Source organism: Zarconia sp., assembly GCF_057467645.1.
The window spans coordinates 56010-69465 of sequence record NZ_JBRJXU010000107.1 but is presented as its reverse complement, the minus strand read 5'-3'; the positions used below and the strand labels follow the sequence as shown (position 1 = coordinate 69465).

Genomic DNA, 13456 nt, shown 5'->3' with positions numbered 1-13456 from the left:
CTTTTAGGGTAGGTGCGATCGTGTAAAACTTAGACTCGAACGGTCATTGAGAGGGGTGATGCGATCGTGAGCCGAAACCGAAAAACCAATAGAGACCACGCCAGAAAAACCCAACGTCCGATGGTGGAATCGGAGGTGATGGCAGCTCAACTTGACACCTTAGTCACCCATGGACGTAAACTGCTACTTTTAACTGTGCGAAAACCACATGGTTTTTGGATAATGGCTCGAATTCTTTCAACGACAGCTTCCAAGGGTACTTCCCGTTTGACCCATAACTCGATCGACACCGTGATGCTAACCCGGCTTTTGAAAAATGAGATTGAGAATCGCGTTCGAGAACGATCGCGCTTGAAGAACCTTTGCCTCCAGAAAATACTGCTGTAAAAGCTCTTCTTCTCGAGTTATCGGATACAAGCTTCGCATTTCTTCAGCATCGCCATCGGCAACGATTAAATCGTCTAAATCCATCTCAAAGGCAATTTCAAACTCGTGAAAGCTCACACCATTACCCCAGCGAGTCAGCGCCTCGATGCGATCGGGCATCTGGTGGCTGGCACACTTTGCCATAGCCGATTTAAAGTTATATCTGGGAGAGCGATCGCAATATTGTACGGCTAGCTCTAAGGGCAGCATATGGAAAAAAGGCAGCCAAGACGTATGAAAATCCCGATAGGTGAGTCGATTGGGCGTTTCGGCAACGATTAAAATACCGCCGGGTAAGAGCAAGTCCCAAGCGGTTTTTAAGGTCTCTATCCGCTCGGAAATCGTCATGTGTTCGAGGACGGCAAACAGCAGAATCGCGGCAACCCCAGCGCGATGGTTCTGTTGAAGAGTTTCGAGTAATTCTAAAGGCATGATGATAGTGCCGAGTTTGAGAGTTCATACTCATGATTTAAGTCTCATCCCATGAGGCGGTCTTCAATCCAAAATCAATAAATTTCCGGCTGACCTTGAATCGCCCGCCGATAACACGCATTCGCCCCGTCAATATCCCCCCGATCTGCCAGCAAATCGCCCAAATGCTTATGCGTCCAGGAATAATTTGGATCGAGTTCGATCGCCTGCCGGAACGATGCCATCGCCCCGTCGATATCTCCCCGATCGACCTGCGCCAGCCCCCGATTATAGTAACTCCAAAATGACGGCTCCCGATGGGTTTCGATTGCTCGATCGTAAGCGTCGATCGCCGCTTCTAGCTGTCCCCCCTCAGCCAGCACCTCTGCCAGGTGGTGGTGTACCCAATCGCAATCGCAATCGAGGTCGATCGCCCGTTGGTAGGCAGCTTTAGCCCCCTCTCGATCGCCCTCCCGCGCCAGCACCTTCCCCAGATAGAACTGCACCACTGCCGCGGACGACGCATCCAGTTGGGTAGCACTTAAGTCCCGATACAGCGCCACCGTTTCTGGGGTTCGATCTCCCTCGACCAACGCCTCGCCAAGTTGGAAATAATTCTCCAACTTCTGCGGGCGCACTGCCAACAACCCCTCGCAAGACTCTACATTATCTACTGCCAGCGCCCGCGCGTACCAAAGCGCTGCCGCATCCAAATCTACCCGAGAACGCCCCCGATACGCCCGCGCCAACTTCAACTCGATTCCCGGCAAATCTGACTTCAGCGCCATCGCCCGACGGTAGGCATCCACGGCCTCTTCCCAAGCTTCGCACTTTGCCAGGGCATCCCCCAAATTGTAAAACGCCCACACCCAATCCGGTTTCAGTCCCGTCGCCCGACGGTAGGCATCCACGGCCTCTTGCCACCGTTTCAACCGCATCAGCGCGTCGCCGAGATTGTTATAGGACCAAAAGCGATCGTGATTGAGGAAAAGCGCCCGACAGTAAGCTTTCACTGCCGCCTCCGGCTGCCCTAGTTTTCCCCGCACATCCCCGAGACCGTGGTGCAGCTCGTCCGACTCCGGAGCCAGGTCGATCGCCCGAAAATAGGCGGATTCCGCGTCTTGCCACCGTTCGAGCGCTGCCAAGGCTTTCGCGAGACCTTCGTAAAACTCCGCACGATTGGTATCCAAGGCAATCGACTGCTGGTATGCCAACACCGCCTCGTGCCACAACTCCCGAACCCTCAGAACCTCACCCAAGCGATACCAAGCCTCCGCCAGGGTTGGTTCAAAATTAATTGCCCGCCGATAGCACTGCTCGGCTTCCGCCCACTTGCCCAATTGGCTCCAACGGTTGCCCAAGGTAACCTGTGCCGTCGCTGTCATCCGGGCCGGTTCGATCGCCAGTGCCCGATTCCAGCAGGTCAGCGCCCGCAGTTCGTCGCCGACTTTTTCCCACAACTTCGCCAGATTCCAGTATGCCCCTACCAGTTGGGGGTCGATTTGCAATGCTTGCTGGTAGTATCCGATCGCCGCCTGAAACTGCTCTTGCTGGGTATGAATGCTGCCCAAATTCACCAGGACTTCCGGAAACCGAGGCTGAAGGCGCAACGCTTCCCGATAGGCTTCCACTGCCCGAGGACGATCGCCTAGCGCCCACAGCGCCGTTCCCAAACACTTATACACCCCCGCACTGGGTTGTTTTTGCAAGATAGCCCGACAGGCGGCGATCGCTCTTGTCCATTGTCGGCGCTCGCAGTATAGTTGGGGTAAGTCATCTAAAATTTCTAGCTGCGCTAGAGCAGTAGTTGCATCAGATTTCAACCCCTCACCCTTGGCACCCCTAACCGAAATCGAATTCTGCTCGACTTCTACCCCCAGCTTGACCCTCGAATTATTGCTTTTGGTGCGTTCGACAGTTTCATCCACATCCGGATTTGGCACAGCGTTCAGGCAGGTTTGCGCCTCCTCCAACTTCCCTAAAGCTTGAAAGGCTTGGCTCATTTTCGAGTAAGCGTCATGCGCGAGTTTTGGCTCTCGAAGCGGTAGCTGCTCGAAGCAGACGATCGCTTTCGTCCACTCACCCAACTCGAAGAGTTCTCGGGCAACGGTTTGATGGGTGTCCAGGGAAATGGATGTGGGGTCTAAGCCAATCGCTTCAGACAAACAATCCAAAGCCGCCGGACCGTTTCCCAGTTGCTGCCACAGGCGCGCTAAATTGCGATACCCCGCTGCTAACTTCGGATCGACGGCGATCGCTTTTTGAAACCATTCGATGGCGGCTTGCGGGTTCTGGCGGGCAACCTCAATGTTGCCTAAATTGGCGTAAGCTTCGGCATAGTCCGGTTTCAGCTCGATGGCGCGACGGTAGTACCGAGAGGCCGCTTCGAGATCCCCAGAGCCTTGGTAGGCATTTCCGAGCAGTTTATAGGCTATACCAGAGTTAGGGTCTCGATCGAGAATGGCTTTGCCCACCTCGATGACTTGGCGATACTGACGTTGCTTCAAATACGCCATCGCCTGATGTTCGGCTTCTAAAAGCATTTTGGAAACCGATTTAGGTGGTTTTTTGATTTCAATGGGGGTTGTCGCCATACAGGATGTTTGGGTCGTTTCTGTGAAAGAATGGGAAAAGTACGACGAAAATGGATTTCAACGGGGTGCGGTGCAAATTTTTTTCGATCGATTTAAATGCTCTAACAATTTACTACAAATTTTGCACTCATCTAGAGAAGTTATATGTCAAGAGTTACCGAGACAACGTCGCCTGCATCTACCGAAACTAACGATCGGGGTGGATTGAATCTAACGGGTCGAGTTGAGGAAAGTAATCGCCTTAATGGCAGCGATGGAGACGACTTGATTTTTGCGGCGTTGCCCGAACTCGCAGCGAATTCAGTCACAAACGACTTTATCGATGGTTGTAACGGTAACGATACTATTGTCGGGTTTGGCGGCAATGACTCATTGCTGGGCGGGGAAGGAAACGACGTTATTTTTGGCAATCGAGATGATGATACTCTTTTCGGAGATGGCGGAGAGGATAGTCTCTTTGCCGGGATAGGAAGTGATCGCGTCGAGGCAGGCGCAGAAGATGATGTGGTATCTGGCGACATCGGTGACGACGTCCTGCTCGGCGAAGCCGGAAACGATCTTGTTTTTGGCGGACAAGGGGCCGATGAGATCGATGGCGGCGATGGCGGCGATGTTCTGTTTGGCGGTATAGATGGCGATTCCGTTAGTGGTGGTGCTGGCAGCGACTGGATTGCAGGCGATCTCGGCGCGGATTACCTCAGCGGCGGTGTCGGACGCGACACGTTTAGTTTCAACGGATATGGCGATCCAGAGAATACAGTCGGGGAAATTGGTGGCGATACGATTACCGACTTTACCACCGGAGAAGATAAAATAGCCCTCGATAAAATGGTGTTTTCAGCCATTGGCGACACCCTCGAAGCCGTTGAGTTTCTCGCAACGAATAATGTCGCGGATGCCAGCTCTTCAGATACGGTCAAACTCATTTACAACCCCGATACGGGAGAGTTAATTTACAATCCGACTTCCGCGCTCAATGATGAAGTTGTCGTTGCCACACTCGAAGGAAATCCCGATCTCAATCTCGGTGATTTTGAGATTTTATAGCGCTACGCGCTTAGGTTAGGACGTTCAGAAAAATGACCCATGACCCAGAGGGGAAGACGGAGATGACGGTGTCCTAAGGTATGTGCGTAGTGCTATATAGTTTATCGATTGCCCTTCGTTAAACTGACAGACGATGACTCTAGTAACCGACTTCCGTAATTCTCTTTCCGAGATGCTTCGCGAGCGCGCTTCTCAATCTCCCGATACCCTTGCCTATACGTTTCTCAAAGATGGTCGGTCTCCGGCGCAAAGTATTACCTTGGGGCAATTGGATGCTAGGGCAAGGGCGCTCGCCGCTTACCTCCAAGCCCATTGTAGGGTGGGAGACCGGGTTTTATTGGTCTATCCCCAAAGCATTGAGGCGATCGCGGCGTTGTTGGGTTGCCTCTACGCTGGGGTGGTGGCGATTCCAGCCCCAGCACCGGAAACGACGCGATTGAAGCGGGTGTTGCCGAGATTGGAAGCCATTACTGCCGATGCGGGGGCGAGACTCGCATTAACCACAACGCGGGTGTTGCAACCAAGGGAAGGATGGCAATTTGCGGCACGAAGCCAAGTGCGTAAACTCAATGGCAGACCCTGTTTGTTTTTACATTATTTGTTCGCGGCGGGGAAGATGACCGAGCAAGTCTCCCATCTAGCTGCATTGCCTTGGGTGGCGACAGATAAAATCCCCGATGGATTGGTAACCCAGTGGCAAACCCCAACGCTACGGGGCGATACCCTGGCGTATTTGCAATATACGTCCGGCTCGACTGCTACGCCCAAGGGAGTGATGCTCGATCGCGACAACCTGATGGGGCATTTGGCGGCATTGCAGCAGGCGGGGGGCTACGACGCGCAAAGCGTAACGGTGACGTGGATGCCCTATTTCCACGATTACGGGTTGGTGGAGGGGATGCTATTGCCGCTGTATAACGGGACTCCCTGTTACTTGATGTCGCCCACAGCGTTTATTAAGCGACCATTGCGCTGGCTGGCAACGATTTCCCACTATCGGGCGACCCATAGCCAAGCGCCGAATTTTGCCTATGCATATTGCGTGGGGCGAATTGCACCGGAGGAATGTGCCGATCTCGATCTGAGTTGTTGGCAAGCGGCAGGGAACGCGGCTGAACCGATCGATCCGGATGTTATTGACGAGTTTTGCGCGGCATTTGCGGGCTATGGTTTTCAACGGCGGGCGTTTGCTCCGGCCTATGGGTTGGCGGAGGCGACGTTATTGGTGACGACGAGTCGGAAGGGGGACGACCCGGTGTTGTGCCGGTTATCGGAGGGGGCGTTGGCGCAAAATCGAGTGGAGGAGTCGGCGGACGGGCGACGCTGGGTGAGTTCGGGACGAGTGTTGCCGGGGACGCGGGTGGAAATTGTTAACCCGGAGACGGGGCGACGCTGTGGGGCGAATGAGGTGGGAGAAATTTGGGTAGCGAGTGCGGGGGGGGCGCGGGGCTATTGGCAACGGCGGGAGGAGACGGCAGCGATGTTCGGGGCGGTTTTGGCAGATATGGGAGAGGGGAAGTTTTTACGGACGGGGGATTTGGGGTTTCTGCGCGAGGGCGAGTTATTCGTGACGGGGCGGCTGAAGGATTTGATTATCGTTCGGGGTGAGAATTACTATCCCCAGGATATCGAACGATCGGTGGAGCGCTGTCATCGGTTGTTGCGTCCGGATTCGGGGGCGGCGTTTGCGGTGGAAACAGATGGTGAGGAGAAAGTGGTAGTCGTGTGGGAGTGCGAGGCGAGAACTGCTGCGAAGCTCGATACGGAGGCGGTGTTAGCGGCGGTGCGGAATACGGTGGTGGAAGGGTTTGAGTTGCCGGTACAGGCGGTGGTGTTGTTGAAGCGGGGCAGTATTTTCAAGACTTCAAGCGGCAAGATTCAGCGTCGGGCGTGTCGTCAGGGATTTTTAGACGGGAGTTTGGCGGTGTTGGCGAGTTGGGAGATGGGGCGGGATGAGGCGGTGGCTGTGGTGCAAGGGGGAGAGGTGTCGGTTGATGAGAATCCTTTGAATGTTGGGATTGCGGAGATTTGGCGGGAGATATTGGGGGTTGCGGTGGTTCGAGAGACGGATAATTTTTTTGAGTTGGGCGGGGATTCGCTCAAGGCGGCGATCCTGATTTCTGAGATTGAGAGTCGCAGTAAGGTTAATTTGCCGTTGTCGGCGATCGCCCAAGCGCCTACTCCCAAGGAATTGGTTGAGCTGATTCAATCCCAGGATGTATTGAAGTCGCTTTTAATATCGAACAAGACTCTCACAACAAATCAGCATGGAGAGAAAACCGAGATGTCCAGTGGCCTCATACCGATAAAGCCCAGTGGACGCAAGCGCCCCTTTTTCTATGTTCACGGCGCAGACGGGCATTCTATAGATTCTCTACTGAGTAAGTATATTGACTCAGAGCGACCTTTCTATGGTCTGCGGGCTTTGGGGCAGGATGGGAAGGAGAAGCCCCACAGCTCTGTGGAAGAGATGGCAGCTTATTATATCCGAGAAATACAGACGGTTCAGCCTCAAGGACCTTATCTTTTGGGGGGACGCTGTACGGGAGGGAATATTGCTCTGGAAATGGCTCAACAGTTAAGGAAGAGCGGTCAGGATGTTTTATTGGTAGTGATGGTGGATAGTCTCAGACCATTAGTGGCAGAAGCAGAGAAGGCTGAGTATTTAAGGATGGTAGCTTGTGAGGAAACCAGGAAGAAATGGATGGAAACATTAATCAAAATAGGATCTGATTTCAGTCAAGGTAACTTTGATTTAAATCCTGATGTTTTCAAGTATGGTATCCAAATTCCAGCAAGCTACATACCACAGATATACGAAGGGAAAGTCGTTTACTTTATCGCTCAAGATAATGAGAGTAATCGTTGTCTCTCAAGCCTTCTAAACCCCCTGGAGTGGAATAATTTTCTTATAAATAAAATTTCAATCATTGAAGTACTTGGAGACCATTTTTCTATGACAAAAGAACCGAACGTTAGTATCTTCGCTCATCAGTTAAATAGTTGCTTATATGAAGCAGAACTGACAAAAAATAAAAAGCGGAACTTAACTGAAAGTTAAACAATATATTAAAAAAAAAGGATATACATTATAAATGGTCTATGATAAAAAGTTTAGCGCGCTTTTCACGTTGCTTCGAGGTCAGGATTGGTGGTTCTATAAAATCCCACCATTACTAGCCATCGCTTATGCTGAAATTCTGATTCAAGATATTTCTCCTCAACAATCATTTACCACCTTACTCGCTCTTGTCCTCTCAATGTTCTTTGTGGCAGCTTACGGCCATGTGGTTAATGACATTTTTGATATTAAAGTCGATCTAAAAGCGGGTAAACCTAATAGAATGGCATCTATGTCGAGAGGACAACAGACTGGATTAAGTCTGGGTTTAGCGATTCTTGGTTTAGTTCCCTGGTGGTGGATTGGCTTTAACCTGAATTCAGGCATTTTGCTGGCTGCGATCTATCTATTATTGACCATTTACCCGGTCCCACCTCTGCGACTTAAAGAACGATTTGTTTTGGGTGCAGTTGCCGATGCTGCTACTGTCCATGCTGTTCCGACTTTGCTGATTGCTACGGTATTTTCTCCTTTAAATGTCTTGTCTACAGCTGGAAACAACTTTTTCGGAGTTATCGCTACAACTTGGGCATTTTCTGTTGGCCTCCGAGGAATTTTACTCCATCAAATTTGGGATCTAGAAAACGATCTTAAATCAGAAATTAAAACCTTAGCTACGAAGTTCGGAGTATCATCGCTGCGATTTTGTATTAATTACATTATTTTTCCCATAGAGGCAATTTTATCAAGCGTAATGGTTCTGGTTATCGCTCAATATACGCCTTTATTTCTAGTACCTTGCGCTGTTTACTATTTGATGGGGCTTCTCATGATGCAGGAGAATTTTAATCCTTCTCCCCTTGCAAAGTCTTACATCGTTCTGCACGATTTTTATGAAGTGTGGTTTCCTCTGAGTTTATTAATACTGCTATCGCTATATAAACCCATTTTTCTAGTTCTACTGGCGGTCCATATTGTCTTATTTTACTCTGCTATTAAGCAAAGAAGTCTCGTCTCTATACGCCAAGTAAAACTAAATTTAGCAAATATGAATCCTTCTAAATCTAAAAAAAATACTGAGATAACAAACCATCAAACTCCACAAGAAAATTTCTTGTCATTCCCTTCCAATGACCTAGAACGGAGTCTAGTTCGGACTATTGAATTCTTAACGAACAATCAGCTAGAGGATGGTGAGTTTGTTATAGAGTTCGATCTCAAGTATGAAAATGACGAACAAAAAGAAGATTGGAGCTTAGATAGTAGTAATTTTGCAACTTCCTTGATTCTCTACTCATTGAATTTTTTGAAAAACGAAAAAAAAGTTAAAATTATTACGTTAAGAGGAGTAGAGTTTTTAAAACAAGAAATGACATCGGGTGGGCTTTGGAAATATTGGTCTTTTAAAAATGACCAGCAGAAAATTATACCCCCAGACTTAGATGATATTTGTTGTATCTCTCATCTCTTGAAAATAAACAATATCTCTATACCGAACAATAAAGGAATTATTCTTGGTAATAGAAACCCTAAAGGAATTTTCTATACTTGGGTTTTGCCCCGTTCAATCCCAAGTGTAGCTCTAAATCTAATTACCTTTGGGAAAGCTTTATCATATTCAGATGAAATTTGGCAGCTGACAGAGCAAGATGATATCTGTTCTGTTGTCAATGCCAATGTTTTATTGTACTTAGGCGAAAACAAAACTACTGAGAAAACTATTAAATATTTAATTGATATTATACTGAACGATCGAGAGATATCTAGTCTTTCATTTTATGACCATCCCCTAAGTCTTTATTACATGGTTTCAAGGGCATATTTTAATGGAGTGACATCCCTAAATGCCACAAAAATTTCCATTATCACCAAAATTGCCAAACTGCAAAAAGCCGATGGTTCTTTTGGCAACGAACTATTAACTGCTTTAGCCATCTGTACGTTACTTAACTTTAATCATGTCCTTCCTAACTTAAACCATGCGCTTCAGTTCTTGCTTAAGACTCAGCAAGCTGATGGTTCTTGGCAAAGAATTCCTATATATGGCGGTCAGCTTGACAAACAACTTTTTGGATCGGCAGCATTAACGACAGGATTTTGTGTAGAAGCCTTAGCTCGTTGTCGTTTGCTGAATGTTGGTGCCGATCGACGAAAAACATTGAATGCTCTAACCCCACAAATGCAAAAAGAGCTGGAAGATTACGGCTATGTTATTCTCGATAACTTTTTGAGTGAAGCCGAACTGCAAGATTTACGAGAATTCGATCGCGCTCATCCACTGCCAGAAGATATGAAATCTAGCGATCGAGCGCAAACGGTAACCACATCTGACCTTTCCTGTCGTCAGAAATTCGGAGACAAATTTAAAAGCATTGCTGCTCCTAAACTCAAGACAATAATTCCAGGTTATCGCACAATATTTTGTGCTTGGTTTTGGAAGAAACAAAATTCTACTAATAATTCTTTGCCATTGCACCAAGGTCCATCCTTGACAGACGAATCGCAATATTCATCTCTTGGCCTTTGGTGTCCATTAAATGATGTCGATTTTGAAAGTGGCTGTCTCTATCTTGCCAAAGGTAGTCATAAGCTAAATATTGCCAAGCGCCCCTTTATTACTTCTCTACCCCATAACGAGAATACTATCTCCTATCTCACCGATCGTTACTTGACTCCTATTTCACTCAAAGCGGGTCAAGCCATTTTGTTTGACAAACGACTCATTCACGGCTCCCCTCCTAATACAAGCAATATCGAACGAGTTGCTGCAACCTGCTTTAGTATTATTCCCGACGAAGCCCCGCTCTATTGCTGTTACCAACCGTCAGCAGAAATTAAGCAACTCGAAATTTATGAAGTTCCCGATGACTTTTACGATCGCTACATCCTTAGAGATAAACCCCACGGTGATGGTGTAAAACTCATCAAAACCGAACCCTACACCTACGATCCCCTCACCCCCGAACTCATCGCCGAAAAACTCGACCCCCTCCATCCAGATCGCGCCATTTCCCGCCTCAAAGCCGAACTCGCCGAAGCCCGCACCAAAGCCCAAGAAACGCGCGATCGCCTAGACGAAGGACAAACCCAACTCAGCCAAGCTCAAAACCAACTCAGCCAAGCCCAAGCTGAACTCGACGAAACGCGCTCGCAACTACACCAGCACCAACAACACACCCAAACCCAACTTAGCCAAGCCCAAACCGAACTCGACGAAACGCGCTCGCAACTGCACCAGCACCAACAACACACCCAAACCCAACTCAGCCAAGCCCAAGCCGAACTCGCCGAAAAAACCGTAGAATTAGAACGCCTCAAAGCCCAGCACCACCGAGATCGATTGATGTCGATAATTCGGGAGCGCTCGCGCCGCGAACCTTAGTCGTCTGTCAGCTTTAATTATGGGGAGATGGGGAGACGCGGTGACACGGGGATTTTATCGGTGTGAAGATCGCACAACAGCTTACCCGGATTCGATCTCAATCCAAAATCCAAAATCGAATGATTCCCAAATTTGCTACTGACCTCCACTGCACTGCCAATATCGCCCTCCTGGTTACCCCCGAGTACGAAGGCATTTTTAAAAACGGCGGCATCGGCACGTACTACGCCACCCTAGGTCGCAACCTCGCCCATCGCGGCCGATCGGTTGTCCTGCTGCTGTGCCAAACTGCCGATCGCTTCGGGGGACGCTCCAGAAACCACATTGACCATGTTTTCTCCACCGCCGATGCTGAAGCTTCTCTCGATCTGACCCCCGTCCACACCGCCATCCTATCCCAATTCCAACCCTGGCAGTGGGTAGAATCCGATAGCTACCGGGCGCTGCTGTTCGCCCAAGCTTTGAGCGATCGCTATCCCCAAGCCCAACTTTACATCGAATTCCCCGATCTCTGCGGTCTGGGATACCGCACCATCCAAGCCAAACGCGCCGGACTCCTGGGGAAAAACTGCGTCGTCGCCGTCACCCTCCACAGCGGGCAAGAATGGCTCAACGAAGCTCACGAACGCTTCACCCTCGAGCATAGTAACTGGTTCCGAACGGTCTACGAGTACGAACAGTACGCCTTTGAAAACGCCGACATGCCGTTTTTCCTCTCCGACTTCCTCAAAGCGAAAGTCGAAGGCTACGGCTGGAAAACCCAACGCGCCCTCCATTTGCCCTACTGCTTTCCGATCGTCGGTACTCTCGAACCACCGACTGCCGCTTCCCCAACTCCAGTGTCCTCGCATCCAAACCTCATAACCCCTGCTGCCAACCCCGCCAAAATCGAAGTCAAACACGGTTCTATCCCCATCGTCTTCTTCGGACGCTTGGAAGAGCGCAAGGGACTCCTCACCTTCCTCGCTGCCGTCCGCCAGCTACCGCCAGAACTGCGAGGACGCCTCCATTTCCTCTTTCTGGGGAAATCCGTCCCCCTGCACGCGCCGCATCTGCAATCCCTCACCAGCCGCGACTATATCGATCGCCAATTGGGGGAAGATTTTACCTATGACATCTTTTCCGATTTATTCAGCCAAGAAGCGATCTCCCTGGTGCGAGATCTGGCTTCGGCGATCGTCTGTTTGACCAGTCCCCAGGAAAACCTCCCCAACAGCGCCTTGGAAATGGGACAGTTGCCCGTTTCTCTGGTGGTATCCGATACGGGGGGTTTCCGGGAACCGCTGAACCTGATTCGGCGAGAGGCGGGTTTGTACTGGTTCGAGCCGGGAAATGCCGCATCCCTAGCAAAAGCGCTGTCCGAGGCAATCTCCGTCTATCCCCAAGTTCCCACCGTACCCAGTCGGGAGTTTCTCGAAGGAGTCAATCGATCGCTCCTGGAACGGCGATTGGCACTGATGGAACGGGCATTTTCTCCCTCAATGGCGAACCTCGCCGCTGCCGACACGGAAGAAGGAAAAGCGATCGACAACAACCTCCTAAACCCCCAACCGAAACCGACGCAGCCAGCTTCCCCTCAAAAGCCAGTGGCATCTGCATCGTCTTTAGATGCCGGGGATGCCGAAGCGCGGGTACTGGGAATGACCTGTACGCCAGAACAGTCTTTTTTACAACGCTACGCCAGCGAGGAATATTCCGGTCGGGGCGAAATGGTCGATCTCGGCTGTTGGATGGGTTCGGCGACGATTTGTTTGGCTAAGGGACTCGACCGCAATTGTCAAGTGACCCTCAAGCACAAACGAATTCATGCATACGATCTGTTTCGTTGGCAATCGTCCTACATGGAGCGTTCTGTCGCCGGAACGGATTTAGCTGGAAAATATCAAGACGGTGACAGCTTTTTAGATGAATTTGTACGTCGAACTCAACCGTGGTGCGACTCGATTGAGGTTCGTGCCGGAGATTTGACCCAACTCAAGTGGAATGGAGGCAGTATCGAATATCTGTTTGTCGATGCGATGAAAACTTGGGAGTTGGCTCAGAACATTTTGAAATACTTTTATCCGTTTTTAATACCGGGTGTTTCTTTAGTGCATCATAATGACTTTGCCGATTCTTGGTCGGCTTGGATTCATTTACTGAATTATCGAATGCGATCGTACTTCACCCACCGCTGTAGCCTACTCAATGCAGCAGTTTTTGACTGCAAGCAGGCGTTACCCGCTTCCCTCATCGAAGAACTTGCCCATCTCAAGCTTTCGTTTGACAATTTCTCCAAACCCGAAATCGATGCCGCGTTTGCAGACTCGATGGAAATCGTTGCCGCCGAAATGCGCCCGAACGTGGCGGCGGCCAAAGCGATGCTATTTTTGCACCTGAAAGATTTAGAATTAGCCGAGCGGGAATATCTCGAAATTCGCGATCGATACGGCGATGTCTTAGAGATTCCTCGGGTTGCCGAGCGAATCGAGCAGTGGAAACAGTACCTCTAAACATGGGTGTCGGGATACCGAACCGACATCAAAACGAAATTGA

6 protein-coding genes are annotated in these 13456 nt (G+C 49.9%); 4 read left to right on the top strand and 2 right to left on the bottom strand.

The genetic code is table 11. The features are described from left to right. Positions 1–297 precede the first annotated feature (297 nt). Complete coding sequence (locus AC2215_RS16320; RefSeq protein WP_486811052.1) at positions 298–858, bottom strand: class I SAM-dependent methyltransferase; 561 nt, start codon at positions 856–858, stop codon at positions 298–300. A gap of 74 nt (positions 859–932) precedes the next feature. Next, a complete protein-coding gene (locus tag AC2215_RS16315; RefSeq protein WP_486811051.1) occupies positions 933–3431 on the bottom strand; it encodes a tetratricopeptide repeat protein in 2499 nt (832 codons plus the stop codon). Positions 3432–3575: 144 nt separating this feature from the next. Here AC2215_RS16315 and AC2215_RS16310 point away from each other — a divergent pair, with 144 nt between their 5' ends. The 4 genes from AC2215_RS16310 (at position 3576) to AC2215_RS16295 (ending at position 13413) form a co-directional block, all read left to right on the top strand. Next, positions 3576–4478: a calcium-binding protein gene (locus tag AC2215_RS16310; RefSeq protein WP_486811050.1), complete on the top strand. Its 903-nt coding sequence runs from the start codon at positions 3576–3578 to the stop codon at positions 4476–4478. 133 nt (positions 4479–4611) lie between these two features. Then, complete coding sequence (locus AC2215_RS16305; protein ID WP_486811049.1) at positions 4612–7539, top strand: AMP-binding protein; 2928 nt, start codon at positions 4612–4614, stop codon at positions 7537–7539. Between the two features lie 34 nt (positions 7540–7573). Beyond that, positions 7574–10921 carry a UbiA family prenyltransferase gene (locus AC2215_RS16300; RefSeq protein ID WP_486811048.1) on the top strand — a complete coding sequence of 1116 codons (3348 nt, stop codon included), beginning with the start codon at positions 7574–7576 and terminating at the stop codon, positions 10919–10921. A gap of 119 nt (positions 10922–11040) precedes the next feature. Then, complete coding sequence (locus AC2215_RS16295) at positions 11041–13413, top strand: glycosyltransferase (protein ID WP_486811047.1); 2373 nt, start codon at positions 11041–11043, stop codon at positions 13411–13413. Positions 13414–13456 lie beyond the last annotated feature (43 nt).